This is a genomic window from Methylobacterium sp. J-068, from assembly GCF_022829445.1.
In the GTDB taxonomy this organism is placed as follows: Bacteria; Pseudomonadota; Alphaproteobacteria; order Rhizobiales; family Beijerinckiaceae; genus Methylobacterium.
This window is the reverse complement of sequence record NZ_JAKSXY010000102.1, coordinates 32,783-50,175: the sequence shown is the minus strand read 5'-3', so window position 1 is coordinate 50,175 and position 17,393 is coordinate 32,783. Positions and strand designations below refer to the sequence as shown.

At 70.8% G+C, this 17,393-nt stretch carries 19 protein-coding genes; 11 read left to right on the top strand and 8 right to left on the bottom strand.

The genetic code is table 11. The features are described 5' to 3' along the window. Window positions 1-10 precede the first annotated feature (10 nt). Together hisI and MKK54_RS17995 are read left to right on the top strand one after the other, a co-directional pair. Window positions 11-427 (top strand): phosphoribosyl-AMP cyclohydrolase, encoded by a 417-nt coding sequence (hisI, locus tag MKK54_RS18000; RefSeq protein ID WP_244012669.1) that lies wholly within the window; start codon window positions 11-13, stop codon window positions 425-427. Window positions 428-523: 96 nt separating this feature from the next. Next, window positions 524-1,570 carry a patatin-like phospholipase family protein gene (locus tag MKK54_RS17995; RefSeq protein WP_409564205.1) on the top strand — a complete coding sequence of 349 codons (1,047 nt, stop codon included), beginning with the start codon at window positions 524-526 and terminating at the stop codon, window positions 1,568-1,570. Between the two features lie 36 nt (window positions 1,571-1,606). Here the strand turns inward: MKK54_RS17995 and MKK54_RS17990 are convergent, their stop codons facing one another. Together MKK54_RS17990 and MKK54_RS17985 are read right to left on the bottom strand one after the other, a co-directional pair. Then, on the bottom strand, window positions 1,607-2,038 hold the full coding sequence (locus MKK54_RS17990) for a CBS domain-containing protein (RefSeq protein ID WP_244012667.1): 432 nt from the start codon (window positions 2,036-2,038) through the stop codon (window positions 1,607-1,609). 180 nt (window positions 2,039-2,218) lie between these two features. After that, complete coding sequence (locus tag MKK54_RS17985; RefSeq protein ID WP_244012665.1) at window positions 2,219-3,034, bottom strand: rhomboid family intramembrane serine protease; 816 nt, start codon at window positions 3,032-3,034, stop codon at window positions 2,219-2,221. A 347-nt stretch (window positions 3,035-3,381) separates the two neighbouring features. Here MKK54_RS17985 and MKK54_RS17980 point away from each other — a divergent pair, with 347 nt between their 5' ends. Next, window positions 3,382-3,984: a PAS domain-containing protein gene (locus MKK54_RS17980; RefSeq protein WP_244012663.1), complete on the top strand. Its 603-nt coding sequence runs from the start codon at window positions 3,382-3,384 to the stop codon at window positions 3,982-3,984. A 130-nt stretch (window positions 3,985-4,114) separates the two neighbouring features. Beyond that, window positions 4,115-4,741 (top strand): PilZ domain-containing protein, encoded by a 627-nt coding sequence (locus MKK54_RS17975; protein WP_244012661.1) that lies wholly within the window; start codon window positions 4,115-4,117, stop codon window positions 4,739-4,741. A 10-nt stretch (window positions 4,742-4,751) separates the two neighbouring features. Here the strand turns inward: MKK54_RS17975 and MKK54_RS17970 are convergent, their stop codons facing one another. Beyond that, window positions 4,752-6,026 carry a deoxyguanosinetriphosphate triphosphohydrolase gene (locus tag MKK54_RS17970; RefSeq protein ID WP_244012659.1) on the bottom strand — a complete coding sequence of 425 codons (1,275 nt, stop codon included), beginning with the start codon at window positions 6,024-6,026 and terminating at the stop codon, window positions 4,752-4,754. Window positions 6,027-6,213: 187 nt separating this feature from the next. Here MKK54_RS17970 and erpA point away from each other — a divergent pair, with 187 nt between their 5' ends. Further along, on the top strand, window positions 6,214-6,540 hold the full coding sequence (erpA, locus tag MKK54_RS17965; protein ID WP_244012656.1) for an iron-sulfur cluster insertion protein ErpA: 327 nt from the start codon (window positions 6,214-6,216) through the stop codon (window positions 6,538-6,540). 129 nt (window positions 6,541-6,669) lie between these two features. Then, window positions 6,670-8,490 (top strand): hypothetical protein, encoded by a 1,821-nt coding sequence (locus MKK54_RS17960; RefSeq protein ID WP_244012653.1) that lies wholly within the window; start codon window positions 6,670-6,672, stop codon window positions 8,488-8,490. 37 nt (window positions 8,491-8,527) lie between these two features. On the opposite strand, the gene MKK54_RS17955 is transcribed toward MKK54_RS17960, so the two are convergent. From MKK54_RS17955 to MKK54_RS17940, 4 genes are all read right to left on the bottom strand, one after another. Continuing rightward, complete coding sequence (locus MKK54_RS17955) at window positions 8,528-9,241, bottom strand: amino acid racemase (protein WP_313898396.1); 714 nt, start codon at window positions 9,239-9,241, stop codon at window positions 8,528-8,530. A gap of 76 nt (window positions 9,242-9,317) precedes the next feature. After that, window positions 9,318-10,214: a LysR family transcriptional regulator gene (locus tag MKK54_RS17950; RefSeq protein WP_244012651.1), complete on the bottom strand. Its 897-nt coding sequence runs from the start codon at window positions 10,212-10,214 to the stop codon at window positions 9,318-9,320. A gap of 16 nt (window positions 10,215-10,230) precedes the next feature. Next, the gene (gene rnd / locus MKK54_RS17945; protein ID WP_244012649.1) at window positions 10,231-11,382 is read right to left on the bottom strand and encodes a ribonuclease D; all 1,152 of its coding nucleotides are present in this window, start codon (window positions 11,380-11,382) and stop codon (window positions 10,231-10,233) included. 104 nt (window positions 11,383-11,486) lie between these two features. Further along, on the bottom strand, window positions 11,487-11,843 hold the full coding sequence (locus MKK54_RS17940) for a hypothetical protein (RefSeq protein ID WP_244012648.1): 357 nt from the start codon (window positions 11,841-11,843) through the stop codon (window positions 11,487-11,489). A gap of 272 nt (window positions 11,844-12,115) precedes the next feature. Here MKK54_RS17940 and aspS point away from each other — a divergent pair, with 272 nt between their 5' ends. The 5 genes from aspS to MKK54_RS17915 all read left to right on the top strand — a co-directional run bounded on the left by aspS (window position 12,116) and on the right by MKK54_RS17915 (window position 17,049). After that, the gene (gene aspS, locus MKK54_RS17935; protein WP_244012724.1) at window positions 12,116-13,930 is read left to right on the top strand and encodes an aspartate--tRNA ligase; all 1,815 of its coding nucleotides are present in this window, start codon (window positions 12,116-12,118) and stop codon (window positions 13,928-13,930) included. Between the two features lie 127 nt (window positions 13,931-14,057). Then, on the top strand, window positions 14,058-14,930 hold the full coding sequence (locus MKK54_RS17930; protein ID WP_244012647.1) for a glycosyltransferase family 2 protein: 873 nt from the start codon (window positions 14,058-14,060) through the stop codon (window positions 14,928-14,930). After that, complete coding sequence (locus MKK54_RS17925; protein ID WP_244012646.1) at window positions 14,927-15,244, top strand: hypothetical protein; 318 nt, start codon at window positions 14,927-14,929, stop codon at window positions 15,242-15,244. Before MKK54_RS17930 ends, MKK54_RS17925 begins: the two co-directional genes overlap by 4 nt. Before the next feature lie 120 nt (window positions 15,245-15,364). Continuing rightward, window positions 15,365-16,357: a hypothetical protein gene (locus MKK54_RS17920; protein ID WP_244012645.1), complete on the top strand. Its 993-nt coding sequence runs from the start codon at window positions 15,365-15,367 to the stop codon at window positions 16,355-16,357. Continuing rightward, the gene (locus MKK54_RS17915; RefSeq protein ID WP_244012644.1) at window positions 16,354-17,049 is read left to right on the top strand and encodes a hypothetical protein; all 696 of its coding nucleotides are present in this window, start codon (window positions 16,354-16,356) and stop codon (window positions 17,047-17,049) included. Before MKK54_RS17920 ends, MKK54_RS17915 begins: the two co-directional genes overlap by 4 nt. A 3-nt stretch (window positions 17,050-17,052) precedes the next feature. Here MKK54_RS17915 and MKK54_RS17910 read toward each other — a convergent pair whose 3' ends face one another. Continuing rightward, window positions 17,053-17,307: a DUF3297 family protein gene (locus tag MKK54_RS17910; RefSeq protein ID WP_243913194.1), complete on the bottom strand. Its 255-nt coding sequence runs from the start codon at window positions 17,305-17,307 to the stop codon at window positions 17,053-17,055. Between the last annotated feature and the right edge of the window lie 86 nt (window positions 17,308-17,393).

The following is a 17,393-nucleotide window of genomic DNA, read 5'->3' as shown; positions in this document are numbered from 1 at the left end:
GACCGGCCCTTTGACGACCGCCTTCCCCGAGCCGGGCAGCCGGGCCGAGGTCGAGGAAGGGGCGCTCTTCACGCCCCGCTTCGATGCGCACGGCCTCGTCTCCTGCATCGCCGTCGACGCGGTCGACGGGCGCGTTCTCATGCTCGCCCACATGAACGCCGAATCGCTCGCGCGCACGCTCGAGACCGGCGAGGCCTGGTACTGGTCGCGTTCCCGGGGCGAGCTCTGGCACAAGGGGGCCACCAGCGGGCAGATCCAGCGCGTCGTCGAGATGCGGGTCGATTGCGACCAGGATGCCATCCTCATCCGCGTCGCGGTCGGGGGCGATGGCGGCTGCTGCCACACCGGGCGGCGGGCCTGCTTCTATCGACGCGTCGATCTCGACCCGTCGACCGGGCGGGCGACCCTGCATCCCGCCGATGCCTGAGGCCCGCGCGATGCGGACGTGTCCGGCGGGATTCCCGCTCCGCCCGATCCCGCATCACGAGCGACGCCCGCGTCGTCCCGGCCCTTCTCCGTGTCGGTGATGTGGGACGGCCTGTCACCGGGGCGCACATCCCAGGTCGAGGTCCGGCAGGTCGCGCCGTCGCGCGCGCGCTTCCCCGCGGGCGCCGTCGAGCCCGTGACCCTGCCGCAGGCGCCCGGCCCCCGCATCGGCCTCGCGCTCGGCGGCGGCTCGGCCCGGGGCTGGTCGCAGATCGGAGTGATCGAGGTGCTGGAGGAGGCCGGCATCCATCCGGCCGTCGTGGCAGGCTGCTCCATCGGCGCGGTGGTGGGCGGCTGCTACGCGGCGGGCCAGCTCGGCCTGCTCAAGAGCTTCGCCCTGTCGCTGACCCGGCGCAGCGTCATGGGCCTCCTCGACCTCCGGCTCCGCTCCGGCCTGATCGCCGGCGACCGGCTGAAGCGGCGCCTGCAGCACGACCTGGCCGACCGCCGCATCGAGGGATTGCCGGTCCGCTTCGCCAGCGTCGCCACGGACCTGCACAGCGGCGAGGAGGTCTGGCTCACCCGCGGCTGCCTGGTGGAGGCCCTGCGCGCCTCCTACGCCCTGCCGGGCATCTTTCCGCCGGTGCGCTGCGGCGGGCGTCTCCTCCTGGACGGGACCCTGGTCAACCCCGTCCCGGTGACGATCGCCCGGGCGCTCGGCGCCGATCTCGTGATCTGCGTCAACCTCAACGGCGATCCGCGCCCCGGCGGCCTGCGCGAGGCCGCGCCACCCGCACGGATCACGGCCGAGCCGGCGGCCTCGCCCGCCGCCCGCCGGCCCCGGCGCTGGATCCTGCGCCGCCCGGGCCGGCGCGCGCCGGCCCCGGAGCCGGGCCCGAACGGCCTCGCCACGCCGGGCATGGCGCGGGTGATGCTCGACGCCTTCAACATCACGCAGGACCGGATCTCGCGGGCGCGCCTCGCCGGCGACCCGCCCGACATCGCCATCGTGCCGCGCCTGGCGGAGATGGGTCTGTTCGAGTTCCACCGCGCGGCGGAGGGCATCGCCCTCGGCCGCGAGGCGGCCCGCGCCGCCCTGCCGCAGATCCGCGGCCTCGTGGCGGCGGCGGCCGCGCGGACCTGAAGCCCGGGGTCGGATCGGGGCTTCAGGCCGATGCGGTCAGGCCATGGTGATGTAGTCGCGCATCGCCTGGTGCTCGGCCTCGACGGCCTCGATCCGGCGCTTGACCACGTCGCCGATCGAGATGAGGCCGGCCAGGCGCTCGTCCTCGACCACGGGCACGTGGCGGAAGCGGCCGTCGGTCATGAGGTGCATCACCTCCTCGATGCTGGACGCGCGGGTGCAGGTGGTGACCTGGGCGGTCATGTGCTCGGAGACCAGCGCGTCGAGGGCGTTGCCGCCCTTGGCGGCGAGGGCCCGCATGATGTCGCGCTCGGACAGGATGCCGAGCACCGCGCCGTCCGCATCGCTGACGACGACGGCGCCGATGCGCTTCTCGGCTAGGAGGTGGATGGCCTCGTCGAGGGTCCGCTGGGGCTCCACCGTGACGACGGAGCGGCCCTTCTCGGCGAGGATGCGAGCAACGGTCATAGGCTTGTCCTTCCCTTGGTGTTCGCACGTCGAACCGGGCGGCCCATCGCGGCGGGGTGCCCGGCTCGGTCTGTGGCGATACTGTGGCGCCCGCGCCCGCATGGCAAGATCTCGCCGATCTAAGGCGTGCGGAACGCAAGATAATTCAGAATTCGGGCCCTGACCGGAGGCGCCGGCCGCTCAGCGCCGATGGCGATCGATCAGCGGCAGCAGGAAGAAGCCGGCGACGAAGCCCCCGAGATGCGCGTCCCAGGCGACCGAGGCCGTCTCCGCGCCCAGAGGCAGGGCGATGATCCCGAACAGGAAGTTGGTCACGAGCCAGATCGCGAGGAACATCACCGCCGTGCGGTTGCGCATCAGTTCCGGGATCGTCTGGAGCGGCGGGGCGGCGGGCACCTGCCAGGGCTGGCCTCCGGCATGGACGGGGGGCGGACGGAACACGAAGCGCGCGGCCGCCGCCATCAGGGCCGAGACGCCGGCCGAGGCGCCGATCAGGGGGGCGGTGCTCAACGGATCCAGGAGCACGTGCAGGATGGCGCCCGCCACCGCGCCCACGAGGGCGATGAGGCCGTAGCGCCAGGGTCCGTAGCGCCTGGCCACCGGCGAGCCGAAGGCGGCGAGCCAGACGGTGTTGAAGAGGACATGCATCCACGAGCCGTGCAGCAGCGCATAGGTCGCGAAGGTCCAGGGCTTCGCGGCGGGCTCGGCCACCACGTAGCGGGCGAAGGCCTGGCGCGCCTCGACGACGTCGGGATCGCCCGCCAGGGTCGCGGCTGCCTTGAGCAGAGCCTCGGCGCGGGCGGGATCGAGGGCCACGCTCCAGCGCCCCGGGATCAGCGCGAGTTCGATGAGGGCGGTGATGTCCCAGGTGTCGGGCAGCACGAATGCCCGCAGGGCGTGGAGGCCCACGAGCACCCCGATCGACGCCGTGACCACGCCCGGCATGTTGAAGATCGGAACGCGGTTCTGCGGCGGCAGGTCGGGGGTGGCATCCATCGCGGCACCATGTCGGCGCCGGGTGCGGGGCGGCAACCCCCCGGCCGGCGCGAAATCCACCGGGCACACGAAAAAAGCCACGCATCCCCGGCTCGGCCCGCAACGCAGGAGCGGGCGGAGCCGCGCGTCCTCCCGAGAAGCCAGGGCCGCCGGGACGATGTGAAAACTTGGCGGTGGACAACCCACCCGCCGTGTTAACCTTGACGGAAACTTAACGGCGCGCGGAAAGGGCGGGCGGCATAGGCTGTGCCCCGAATCCGACCAACGCCCTTCGCGGGTGGCCAGGGCCACGCCGGGGGTCCGAATTCGAGACGGTCCGGCGACGGGCCGTGCCAATGTGGGACACCATGAAGCATCCGACCAGCCGCATGCTCCACAGCTACTGGGATCGGCTGCGCCGCGCGCGCGCCGCGCCCGAGCGCAGCGAGATCGAGCCCGGCGAGATCCGCAATCTCCTGGCCGACAGCCTGATCCTCGAGATCGACATGCGCCGCTCGGCCGCCTCGGTCCGCTTGGCCGGAACCCATGTCTGCGCCCTGTTCGGGCGCGAGTTGAGGGGACGCTCCTTCGCGGAGCTCTGGGGGGCTCCCGAGGCCGATCCGTGGCGGCTGGTCGAGGCCGTGGCCCTCGATACGGTGGGCGTCGTGGCGGGATTGCGCGGCACCACGGAGCGGGCGGAGGTGGTCGACCTCGAACTGCTCCTGCTGCCGCTCCGCCACCATGGCGAGACCCAGTCGCGCGTCCTCGGGGCCCTCAGCCCGGCCTGCGTGCCGCAATGGCTGGGGATTCGGCCGGTGACGCGGCTGCAGACGACCTCCATGCGCATCCTCGGTCACGAATCCGCCCCCCGCGACGCCGAGGCGACCCTGCGCGACCTGCCGGAGCCGGCCAACGACACCGTGCCCCTCCGGCGCGGCCACCTTCTCGTCCATCCGGGCGGCCGGGTCTGAAACGGCGTGCCTTCCGGACACGCCCGCTCAACTTATCCGCGATTCCGGAGGCGCGCGGGCAAAACTTTCGTAACCCCGCTGGGCTATGTCTGCGAGCGAATGAAGCCTTGAGACGAGACGACCCCACTCCATGATCGAGGCCATCGCACGTTCCGCCCCAAGGCCGCACCGGGAGGGGCGGGCGTCGGATCTACGCCGGCACCAGCGCGTCAAGGTCTCGATGCTCGGGCGCTACATGCTGTCGGACCGGCGGGAATACCCGTGTCAGACCGTCGACATGTCCCCCGGTGGCGTTCGCCTCACCTGCGCCGTCCTCGGTGAACTCGAGGAGCGCGTGGTCCTCTACCTCGAGCAGATCGGTCGGATCGAGGGGACCATCGCGCGCCTTCTGCCGGGGGGGTTCGCCGTCCGGCTCATCGCCACGCCGCGCAAGCGCGACAAGATCGCCTCGCAGCTGACGTGGCTCGCCAACCGCGACAGTCTCGGGCTGCCCGAGGGCCGGACCCACGAGCGCCTCACGCCCCATGTCACGGCCATCGTCCTGCGCCTCGAGAGCGGCCGCGAGGTCGCCGCCCGCATCATCGACATCTCGATGTCGGGCGTCGCCCTCTCGACCGCGACGACACCGCCGCTCGGCGTGAGCGTGATGGTCGGGCGCACCCCGGGCCGGGTGGTGCGCTACTTCGAGGGCGGCATCGGCGTGCAGTTCATGCTGCCGATCTCCCCCGACCTGTTCCACGAGGGACTGACGCTCTGACCCGGCCGGCCTACGGCTCGGTCAAGGGCAGGCCCCGGCTGTTCGGGCTCCAGTGCAGGTCCGGCGTCGTCGCGAACAGGCGCTTGTGGGCGAGCGCCGCGTAGGTGTCGGTCATTCCGGCGATGTAGTCGGCGACCCGGCGGGCGACGCGGCCCGCCTCCGCGCCCTCCAGTCCCGCCGACCATTCCTCCGGCATCGCGCCGGGCTCGGCCGTGAACCGGGCGAACAGGTCGGCCACGATGACGTTGGCCTTGGCCCGAACGGCGAGCACGCCGGGGTGGCGATACATCCGGGCGAACAGGAAGGTCTTGATCTCGGCATCGGCCCGCGCGATTGCGTCGGAGAACGCGATCACGGGTGCCTTCGCCGCCCGGATATCGGCCACCGAGTCGGGGTTCAGCACCGCGATGCGCCGGGTGCTCTCCGCGATCACGTCCTCCACGAACCGGGTGATGACGCGGCGCGCCAGCTCGTGAATCCTTCGCGACGCCTCCAGATTCGGGTAGTGGCGGTCGATCTCGTCGAGCACGTCGCGCAGGAAGGGGACCTCGGTGAGGTCCGCGAGATCGAACAGGCCGGCGCGCAGGCCGTCGTCGAGGTCGTGGCTGTCATAGGCGATGTCGTCGGCGAGCGCCGCGGCCTGCGCCTCGGGGCCGGCGAAGCGCGCGAGTTCGAGGCCGTTGAGGGCGTCGTATTCGAGGATCGCCGCCGGGATGCCGCGCTCTGCCCAGCGCGGGGTCGGGCGGCCATCGGGCTCCAGCAGCGGGCCGTTGTGCTTGACGAGGCCTTCCAGCGTCTCCCAGGCGAGGTTGAGCCCGTCGAAGCCGGCGTAGCGCCGCTCCAGCCGGGTGACGATGCGCAGGGCCTGGGCGTTGTGATCGAATCCGCCGTGGGTCGCCATGCAGGCGTCGAGGGTGTCCTCCCCCGTGTGTCCGAAGCAGGTGTGGCCGAGGTCGTGGCTGAGGGCCAGCGCCTCCGCCAGATCCTCGTCGAGCCCCAGCGCCCGGGCCAGCGCCCGGGCGATCTGGCTCACCTCCAGGGTGTGGGTGAGCCGCGTCCGGTAGTGGTCGCCCTCGTGGTGGACGAAGACCTGGGTCTTGTGCTTGAGCCGCCGGAAGGCCGAGGAATGGATGATGCGGTCGCGGTCGCGCTGGAAGTCGCTGCGCGTCGGCGAGACCGCCTCCGGGATCAGGCGCCCGCGGGTTAGCGCCGGATCGGTGGCGTAGGGCGCCCGCCAGCGCTCCCCGCGCGGCCGCTCCCCGGCCCCCTGCCCCGCTCGCGTCATCGGCTCCCGCCCCCTGCCCTGCTCACCGATGTCCCGCTCCCCTGGCGCCCGCCGCGTTGCGGCATCCCGTCCCGACGCATATCTTGTGTTCCGGAGTGGTCCCGGCAATCGACGCTCCGCGATATCCCGCCGCGATATCCCGGCCGCCGGCGGACCTAAGGCAATCGACGGATCGAAGAGCAGCACGATGGCCGACATCACCCTGACGCCCCGCGCCGCCAAGCGCATCAACGAGATCATGGGGGCCGAGCCCCCCGGCGCCTCCCTGCGCATCAGCGTGAACGGCGGCGGTTGCTCGGGCTTCTCCTACGCCTTCGACATCACGCGCGCACGGGCCGACGACGACGTCGCGATCGAGCGCGACGGGGCCACCGTCCTCGTCGATCCGATGTCGCTCGAATACATGAGCGGCTCCACCATCGATTTCGTGAACGACCTCATCGGGCAGTCCTTCAAGATCGAGAACCCCCAGGCCACCGCCTCCTGTGGCTGCGGAACCTCGTTCTCGCTGTGAGCGATCGGGGTGGGTCGCGGGGGCCCGGCACCGTGATTGCCACGCGCGTGAAACTGCGGCACGGATGAGCCCCTTCGTCCGACAGTCCTCGCCCGACAGCGCTCTCCCGTCAGCCATCCGGATAAGCCCATGACCTGCTCCAAAGGCCGCCCCCTCCGCGCGTGGGCGACCGGCGCCTCGGCCTGCGTCCTCGTCCTCCTCGGAGCGGGCCTCGCCGTGCAGCCCCGCCCGGTCCAGGCCCAGGAGGCGGCCTCGGCGGTGCAGGACGTGACCCTGCAGGACGTGACGCTGACCTTCGGCGACACGGTGCTGCGGGCGCCCCGCATCACCGCGAGCGGCACGCGCCTCTCGAAGGACGAGCTCGCGGCGCTGCTGACATCCGGCCCCGGCGAGGCCTGGCCGGCGCGCCTCGTCCGGCTCGACGCCGCGAGCCTCGCGATCCCCGAATTGCGGGTGGAGCGCACCGGCCCCGCCGCGTCGAATCCGGTGGTCGTCTACCGCGACGTGGTGGCCCGCGACGTCCGCGCCGGACGCATCGCCGAGCTGACCGCCACGGGCGCCTCGATCCTCGTCGCGGCTGGCCCGCAGAGGGGAACGGGCACCTATGGCCGCCTGCGGGCGACGGATCTCGACCTCGCCGTGCTGGCGCGCCTCTACGGCGAGCCGGGCGACGGCAAGAGCGCCCTGCAGCGGGTCTATGCCGGCTTCTCCGCCGAGGACGTCGCCTATGTCGATGCGCGCGGCACCGCCGTCACCATCGCGCGGATCGAGGGGCACGACCTCAGCGGGCGCCAGATCCCGGCGACCTGGACCGGGGCGCTCCAGGCCTTCACGGGCGTCGACTACGACACGGTCACACCCGCCGAGCGCTCCCGCCTGATGACCCTGGGCGCCGACCTCGCCGAGGCGGTCTCGATCGGCACCCTGGAGGCCACCGGCCTCATCGTCCAGGAGGCCAAGCCCCGCGACGGGTTCCGCCTCGGCATCGCCCGGATGGGGCTGACGAGCGCGGGCGCCGCGCTCGACGACATCACGTTTTCGGGCAGCGACGGCGCCAAGGCCCACCTCGCCCGCCTCTCCCTCGGCGGCTTCTCCCTGAGCCCGACCATCGCGGCCCTGCGCAAGCTCGCCGCCCTGACGACCGCGCCCTCGGATGCCGATTTGCGCCTGCTGACGCCGTCCCTCGGTACCCTGGCCCTGAAGGATCTCAGCCTCGACCTTCCCGCCGAGCCGCAGGGCCCGCGCGACCCGGCCGACCCGAAGGCGCCGGCCGCGCCGACGCATGTCGGCCTGCGCGACGGCTCGATGAACTTCGCCGCCCCTCGGGACGGTGTGCCGACCGCCGGGCGCCTCAGCCTGTCGGGCCTGACCCTGCCGGCCTCGGCGGTGGCGGGCGTGCCGGGGCTCGGTTCGCTCGGTCTCTACGGCTACAGCGACCTCGACCTCGCCCTGGTGGCCGACACCTCCTGGAACGAGGCCACCCGCGAGCTGAAGCTCGGCGAGGTCTCGGTCTCGGGCAAGGACATGGGCAGCGTGCGCCTCAACGGCATGATCGGCGGCATCGGCCCGGAGGTGTTCAACCCGGACGTGACCATCTCGAGCTTCGCCATGCTCTCGGCCACCGCCAAGGCGCTGGATCTCACCATCGAGAATACCGGCCTGTTCGACCGCTTCATCGCCGCGCAATCGAAGGTGCTCAGCCTCAAGCCCGAGGAGCTGAAGCAGGAATACGTCACCGCGAGCGTCTTCGGCGTGCCCGCCATCCTCGGCAATTCGGTGGGCGCCAAGGCGATCGGCGCGGCCATGGGCCAGTTCGTGACCAAGCCCGGCACCCTCTCGCTCAGCCTGCGGCCCAAGAACGGCACCGGCATCGGCATGCTTGAATTCGGCGCGGCCCCGACCCCGGCGGCCCTGCTCGACCGGCTCGACGTCAACGCCAAGGCCAACTGACGCGGGCCGACCGACGCGGGCCGACCGCCGGACGGTTCTATGCCGCCCGGCTTGCCGGCTCGATGGCGGACGCCACGCAGGCCCGTGCCAGGGCCTGCGTCGCGTCGAGGAGCAGCGGGCGCAGAGGCACGGGCGGTTCGGCCAGGGCGACCGGGATCTCGGTGCAGGCCAGCACCACCTGCCGGCACCCGCTCGCGACGAGGGCTTCGGCCTGCGCCCGCAGGAGATCCCGCGCTTCCGCGCAGGCGCCCGCCTTGACGCGGCGGATCGCCCGCATCACCGAGCTTTGGTCCTCGGGGGTGCGGCAGGTGAATCCGAACCGGGCCAGACGCTGCGGGTAGATCCCGGACAGCAGGGTGCCGTCCGTGGCGAGCAGGCCGATCGATCCGCCCCCGATCCCCTTGCGGGCGAGGGCCTCGGCCACCGCGTCGACGATGTGCAGGATCGGCACGGGCGTCAGGGCCTGGAGTGCGCCGTGCCAGTGGTGGGCGGTGTTGCAGGGCATTGCGATGCGGGTCGCGCCGGCCGCTTCGAGCCGGCGCAGGGCGGTCGTCATCGCCGGCAGCGGATCCGGTCCCCGGCCGAGGATCGCGCTGGTCCGGTCGGGGATGTCGGAGGCCTGCGCGACCATGACGCCGAGATGGTCCTGATCGCGCGCGGCCGGCGTGGCCTCCACGAGCTTCTTCAGGAAATCCACCGTCGCCATCGGCCCCATGCCGCCGAGCACGCCCAGCACCGTCGTTCCCGTCACCGCAACCCTCCCGCGCTCTCGCTGCGGCAGGCATGCGTCGATCCGGGCCCCGGGGCCAATGCCGTCTTGGAACGCCCTATGCGGGTTCGGAATACCCGAGGCCGGCGGCCGACCAGATCGCCGCGACGGCCGCGCGCGCTCTCGGGCCATGCGCCTTCGCGCCGTTGCGGTAGAGCCGGATTTCCAGCGGAAGCTCCGCTCCCGCCTCGACGAGGCGGCCTTCGGCCAGGTCGCGGACCACCAGGCTGCGGGGCACGAAGGCGAGGCCATGCCCTTCCAGGGCCATGCATCTCAGGGCCTCGGCCATCGGGTTGGCATGCGCCACGGGCCCCAGCGGCCGGCCCGGTTCGGCCTGCGCGAACAGGCTGACGCGCCCGAGGAAGGAGTCGCGGCCATAGACCAGCCGCGTGACCGGCCCGCCCGCGTCGCCTGCGCGCAGGTCCGGGCTCAGCACGGGCACCAGGGCGTCCGCGCCCACGACCCGGTGCGGGTAGATCTCCGGGTCGAGGGGGATCGGCACGCCGGGGTGATGGAAGGTCAGGAGGAAATCCGATCCTCCCTCCACCAGGGCCTGGAGGCAATCGTGGAAGTCGGCCGGCAGGAGCCGCGTCCCGATCGGGCCGGTCCGGGCGGCGATGGCCCGGAACCAGGCCGGAAAGAAGGTCAGCGCCAGGGTGTGGAGCCCGGCGATCCGCACCAGGGGTTCGGCGGAGTCGAGGCCCGAGCGCAGATCCGCCCGGGCGCCGAGGAGCACCCGCACGCTCTCCTCGGCGGTGTCGCGGAAGCGACGGCCCTCCGGCGTCAGCGTGGTCGGGTAGGTGCTGCGGTCGACGAGGTCGACGCCGAGCCAGAGTTCCAGGGCGCGGATGCGCCGGCTGAAGGCCGACTGGGTGACGTGGCGCGCCTCCGCCGAGCGCGAGAAGCTCCGGGTCTGGGCGAGGCTGAGGAAGTCCTCCAGCCACTTCAGTTCCACGGGTGCGCCTCTCCGATCAGACCAGTTCGCGCACCACCACGCGCCCGCGTTCGGCCGAGAGGGCGAGGCGTCCGCTCTTGAGGGCGAGCGCCTTCTCGCCGAACAGGGTGCGGCGCCAGCCGTGCAGCACCGGCACGTCGGCCGCGTCGTCCTCCGCGATGGCCTCGAGGTCGTCCACCGTGGCGATGATCTTCGGGGCCACCCCTTCCGTCTCGCACACGGCCTTGAGCAGGACCTTGAGCAACTCGACGAGGGCGCCGTTGCCGCCGCGGCTGCGGCTGCGTTCGGGCGGCGCGATGTCGGAGAGGTCGCGGGCGAAGCCCCGCTCCACCGCCGCGAGGATGTCGGTGCCGGTGCGCGAGCGCTCGAAGCCCGCCGGGATCGAGCGCAGGCGGCCCAGCGCCTCGACGCTGCGCGGGGCCGAGGTCGCCACGTCGATGACCGCCTCGTCCTTGAGGATGCGCCCGCGCGGCACGTTGCGGCTCTGCGCCTCGCGCTCGCGCCAGGCGGCGACCTCCATCAGCACGGCGATCTCGCGGGGCTTGCGCATCCGCCCCGCCAGGCGGCGCCAGGCCGAGCCGGGATCGGCCCTGTAGGTCTCCGGCGAGGTCAGGACGTTCATCTCCTCGTCGAGCCACTCGCCGCGATCGGTGGAGAGAAGCTGTCCGGCCAGCACCTCGTAGACCTTCACGAGATGCGTCACGTCGGACAGGGCGTAGCTGAGCTGCGCGTCGGAGAGGGGCCGGCGCGACCAGTCGGTGAAGCGCGAGGATTTGTCGACCTTGGCCTTGGCGACGTCGTTGACCAGCTGCTCGTAGGAAACCGAATCGCCGTAGCCGCAGACCATCGCGGCGACCTGGGTGTCGAAGAACGGCTGCGGCAGCAGCCCGCCCAGGAGCCAGATGATCTCGAGGTCCTGGCGGGCGGAGTGGAACACCTTGACCACGCCCTCGTCCGCCATCAGCGCGAAGAACGGCGCGAGGTCGAGGTCGGGAGCCAGGGGGTCCACGAGCACGCCCGACCCGTCCGGCGCCGCCATCTGGATCAGGCAGAGCTTGGGATAGTAGGTGGTCTCGCGCATGAACTCCGTGTCGACGGTCACGAAGGGATGCGCGGAGAGGCGGGTGCAGGCCTCGGCCAGGGCCGGCGTGGTAGCGATCAGATCCATGAATCGGCTATACCGAAGGTTCTCGCCCCAGGCGAGGGATGCCGGCGCAAGTCCCCGGAAATCCAGTCCCCGGAAACCCCGTGCCTGTCCCCGGGGCGGGTTTCTCAGGCCGCGACGGGGTTCGGCATCCGCTTGCGGTCGGCCCGAGCCAGGGACCTGCGCAGGGCTGCGCGCTCCCGGCGCTGCGTCTCCGCTCGGGCGAGGAGCCAGTCGAGGATGCCGGCCTCGATCCGCGTGGCGCTGCCCGGATCGGTGAGGCGGCGGATGCGGTCGGCGCGAAAACCCCGATAGCCGCCGCGCGCCCGATCGATCCCCCCGAGCAGGGTCCGGCCCGGTCCGAGCTTCAGTTCGCGCGCCTCGACCCGCCGGGTGCTCCAGGCTCCGCGCGAATCCTCGTAGGCGATCTCGAAGGTGCCTTCGAGGGGCAGGACGCGCCATCGGCCCTCCTGCCGCTCGCTCATCCCGGTGCGGCAAGCGGGCTCGGACGCATCCGTGGCCGCCTGCCTCAGAATGTCGAAAAAAGCGTTGGAATTCATAGGCCTGATATGGGGACGGACGGGCGTTTCCGGAAGTGTTTCGCGGCGCCGTCGCGAGGCCGCGAAAGCCCTTCCGGCGCCCTTCGCGCATGTCCCGCGCGCGCCGCCTCGCCTTGACTTCGCACCCCTCCCGTGAATGGTGCGCCGCTCAATCCCGAGAGCCCGCCAGGCCCCAGCCCGCTATGTCCCAGCCCGCCATGCACCGTTACCGGACCCATACCTGCGGGGCGCTCCGTCCGTCCGACGTCGGCGAGAGCGTCCGCCTCTCCGGCTGGTGCCACCGCATCCGCGACCATGGCGGCGTGCTGTTCATCGATCTGCGCGACCATTACGGCCTGACGCAATGCGTGGTGGATTCGGACTCGAAGGCCTTCCAGGCCGCAAACGCGGCGCGCTCGGAATGGGTCATCCGCATCGACGGCCGGGTCCGCACCCGCCCCGCCGGCACCGAGAACCCCGACCTGCCCACCGGCACGGTGGAGGTCTATATCGACGACCTCGAGGTGCTCGGGCCGGCGGGCGAACTGCCGATGCCGGTCTTCGGCGACCACGATTACCCGGAGGAGACGCGGCTCAAGTACCGCTTCCTCGATCTGCGCCGCGAGAAGCTGCACGCCAACATCATGAAGCGCGGGGCGATCATCGACAGCCTGCGCCGCCGGATGCGCGACGGCGGCTTCTTCGAGTTCCAGACGCCGATCCTCACCGCCTCCAGCCCGGAGGGCGCGCGCGACTACCTCGTGCCGTCCCGCGTGCATCCGGGCAAGTTCTACGCCCTGCCGCAGGCCCCGCAGCAGTTCAAGCAGCTGACGATGATCGCGGGCTTCGACCGCTACTTCCAGATCGCCCCGTGTTTTCGCGACGAGGATGCCCGCGCCGACCGCTCGCCCGGCGAGTTCTACCAGCTCGACATCGAGATGAGCTTCGTCACGCAGGAAGACGTGTTCCAGGCGGTGGAGCCGGTCCTGCGCAGCGTCTTCGAGGAATTCGCCGAGGGCAAGCGCGTCACCGGGACCTTCCCGCGCATCCCCTACGCCGAGGCGATGCTGAAATACGGCGTCGACAAGCCGGACCTGCGCAACCCGCTCGTCATCGCGGACGTGACGGCGGAGTTCGCCCGCGAAGAGGTCGCGTTCAAGGCCTTCAAGGGCGTGATCGCGTCCGGCGGCGTGGTCCGGGCGATCCCCGCGACGGGGGCCGCCGCCCAACCGCGCTCGTTCTTTGACAAGCTCAACGATTTCGCCCGCGCCGAGGGGGCGCCGGGCCTCGGCTACATCGTCTTCGAGGAGGTCGACGGCACGCTGACCGGCAAGGGCCCGATCGCCAAGTTCATTCCGGCCGAGGTCCAGGCCCTCATCCGCGAGAAGACCGGCACGCAGGCCGGCGACGCGGTGTTCTTCTCCGCCGGCACCGAGGCCAAGGCGGCCGCCCTCGCCGGCAAGGCCCGCATCCGCATCGGCGACGAGCTCGGCCTGTCGGACAAGGACCAGTACGCGTTCTGCTGGATCACCGACTTCCCGATGTACGAGTGGAACGAGGACGAGAAGCGGATCGACTTCTCGCACAACCCGTTCTCGATGCCGAACTTCGACCGGGAGGCGTTCCTCGCCCTCGACCCGGCGGATGCCGAGACCATCCTGAACATCAAGGCGTTCCAGTACGACATCGTCTGCAACGGCACCGAGCTGTCGTCTGGCGCGATCCGCAACCATCGTCCGGACGTGATGGAGAAGGCCTTCGGAATCGCCGGCTACGGCGTCGAGGTGCTCGAGGAAAAATTCGGCGGCATGCTCAACGCGCTCAAGCTCGGCGCGCCCCCGCACGGCGGCATCGCGCCGGGGATCGACCGCATCGTGATGCTGCTCTGCGGCGAGCAGAACCTGCGCGAGGTCGTGCTGTTCCCCATGAACCAGCGCGCCGAGGATCTCATGATGGGGGCCCCGGCCGAGGCGACGCCGAAGCAGTTGCGCGAGCTTCACATCCGCCTCAACCTGCCTGAGAAGGGCGCCTGAGGCGCCACGGGCGCGGGCCCCTCGCGGGGCCGCGTTCCGGGCCGGAGCCTGTGACCGCAAGTCGATTCCGAACGCTCTATCCGCAAGTCCTCGCCGCAAAAGTCCTCGCCGCAATTTCCCGCAGCCCGTGCCGAGCCTCCTCGCCATCGTCGTGGCACATGACAGCGCCGAGAGCCTGCCGCCGTGCCTGTCCGCCCTCGCGGCCGAGCACGTGCCGGCCCTCGTGGTGGACAACGCGAGCCGGGATGCCTCGGTGGCCGTGGCCCGCGCGGCCGGGGCCGACGTGGTGGAGAACGCCCGCAACGAGGGCTATGGCCGGGCCGGCAACATCGGCGTGCGGGCGGCCGCGCGCGCCGAGCGCGTCCTGATCCTCAATCCCGACGTGATCCTGCGGCCGGGTGCCGTCGACGCGCTGCTGGCCGCCGCGCGTGCCTACCCGGATGCGGGGCTGCTCGCGCCGCGGCTCACCGAGCCGGACGGACGCCTGTTCTTCCAGCCGCGCTCCCTGCTGTCGCCCTATCTCGCGAACCCGAGGGGCCGGCGCGCCCTGCCGGAGGGCGATGTCTGCGTGCCCTTCCTCTCCGGTGCCTGCCTGCTGGTGCGGCGCGATCTCTTCCTGGCTCTCGGCGGCTTCGACCCCGAGATCTTCCTGTTCTACGAGGACGACGACCTCTGCCGCCGGGTGGCGGATGCGGGCCATGCCCTCGTGCATGTCCACGCCGCGCAGGCCGTGCACGGGCGCGGACGCTCCTGCCGGCCGGAGCCCGGCCGGGTGTTCCGCACGCGCTGGCACCAAGCCTGGTCGCGGGCCTACGTCGCACGGAAATACGGCCTGCCCGATCCGAGTCCGGGACTGCTCGCGGTCAACCTGCCGAAGGCGGCCCTGGCCGGCCTCGCGCTCCGGCGTCGGCGCTACGAGCGCTACGCGGGCTCCGCCGCCGGCGCCCTCGCGGCCCTGCGCGGCCGCAGCGCCCTCGCCCGCGAGGGTCTGGCGCCGTGACGACGCTCACGCCCGTCGAGGCGATCGCGCGCGCCGTCGACCTCCTCGTCGCGCGAGGGTTTGCTGTGGTCGCCCGCAACACGCGGGGCGACAGCGTCTACCTCAAGCCCGAGGCCTGCGCCTTCGCCCTGCGGGTCTCGAACCATGCCCGCACCCCGAAGCAGCGCCGCAACCACCCGGACGCCATCACCAGCCTCGTCCTGCGCGACCCGACCTCGGAGGCGGCGCTCGCGGAGCAGGTCGCCGTGGCGGTGCGGAATTTCGCCGGTGAGCGGGCAAAGCGCGAGCGGGTGCTCGGGGTGAGCCCGGACTGACCCAACGGGGTCCTGAATATAGAGCCATGTTAGGTTTTTATTGATATTCTGGCGGTTTCGTGAGACAGATGGGCCGGTCGCTCGATCTCTCCGGAGCACCGCCCAACTCGTTGTCAGGCCATGTCGTTGTCTGGCCGTCAGAGCGCGGAACGCGCGAAACTTCCCTATGACCTCGCAGCCCTGAGAGTCGAAGTCGGACTCCTCCGCGTCGAGCATCGCCTCTCCCGGGCCTACGACCCCGATCAGCCCCGAACGCCGGCTGGTCAGACCGGGGCCGGGCAATGGACCTCTGGAGACGACGGGCAGGACGTCGTCGCCGATGATGGCTCGCGGGTGCTCTCGCTGCGGATTCGCAGCCAGCCCTCCGAGACCTGGGACGAGCAGCACACAGTCATCGCGCCGGACGGCACCCGGACGCTCTTCGAGATGGAGGGGCGAACCCAGACCGTCCGCGATGGCGAGACCGGAGAGATCCTGTCGCGCGGTACTCTGACTGCCTCGGGCGTGCAGTCCGAAGCTTTTGTCCAGACAGTCCGGTCTCCGATGCGGGGACCATCAAGGGGCGCTGCGGCCGTCGACGCAGCGTTGGCTTTGCTGGGCGTGCTGTCTCAGAGGAGCGGCTCGGCGATCTTCGTCGCGCCAGCAAGCGAGTACAAGCGTGGTGGTGCGTCGTCCTCCGAAGCAATCTGGGTCGGGGAAGTGGAGCGACCGGATTTGGACCTCGCCTGCCCTCGCCACGGTGAGGTGCAATCCCTGCTGGATAGAACGATGGCAAGCGTCACATCATCTGGAATATATCTGACACCGCAGGCTGTAGGTACGCGTGTTCACGCTCTCATGGCCGAAGATGTCAATGCGCGCGAAGACCCTACCTTCGTTGCTGAAATTTCATATGGCAGGAGTACAATAGGCACTGCTTATCATGGTCAGATTGACAGCATTAGGCTTGATATTCTTGAAAATACAGAGCCCTCCACGGTTTGTATCTATGATCCAAAAACGGGGAAGACGGGAATGAAGCCGAGAACGGCGATCGACTATGCAGCGGCCGCGATGCGAAATTTCCCGCATGCCAAGCGTTTCATCCTCTTGGAGGTGAGGCCAAGCCGATGACGACTGCGCGCCAGGCAGGAACCATCTTTCGTCCGCTGGCCAGCCGCCATGCCGACTTTGCCTATGTCGGCGGACGCGAACTCTGGCTCAGACCGATTCGCCATACGATGTCGCGCGTCTTCGTGGATCGCTCGTATGACCGTGATGTCTTCCGCATCGGGTGGGCGATTCTTCCGGCATTCGTCCCGACACCAAACCTGTTCGGGGTGATCGGGCGATGCTCAGCGTGGCTCTATCCTTCGTCTCAAGGCGGGTCTCCATACTGGCACTGGTCCGATCTCCCCATGGTGGAGACCGCGTTTCCGGTGATCGAGACAGAAGCCCTACCGCTCCTCCGGTCGCTCGATAGCCTGGAACGATGGGCGACCTTTTACCGTGAGACGTTCGACATCGCCCTGACCGGCTTCCCGGAGCAGCGCCTCATCCTCGACATTGCCCTCGGCGACCTCGAGGCCGCACGCAGTTTGTTGGAGACACTCCTTCTGCACTTCCGGGAGACCGCAGGTTCGCACGCGCCGATCCACCAGTACATGCGAAGCCTGATCATGCCCGTGGCCGAACCGCTCCTGGCCGGAGACCGGGCCGCGCTCGCGAGCATCCTCCACGGCTGGGAGGCGGACAACATCCGCGGCACGAAGATCGAGCCCTACTGGGAGCCGACGCCGTTCCCGCTGGAGGCGGCGTCAGCCTGAGCCTCAGCCCTCAGCCGGTGCGTCATCCCGAAAGTACGGCTCGACGGGGCCCTTCAGCTTCACCGTCATCGGATTGCCGGCGCGGTCCAGGGTCTTGCCGGCCGAGAGGCGGACCCAGCCCTCGCTGACGCAGTATTCCTCGACATTGGTCTTCTCGACCCCCTTGAAACGGATGCCGATGCCGCGCTCGAGCATCTTCTCGTCGTAGAACGGGCTGTTGGGATTCACCGCGAGGCGGTCGGGAGGCGTGTCGGACATCGGCGCGGACCTTGGGGCGTTTTCGAGTCGTGTGGCGAGGCGTTTGAACGCAAGCCGGTACGGGATTGCCGGTACGGGATTCGGGC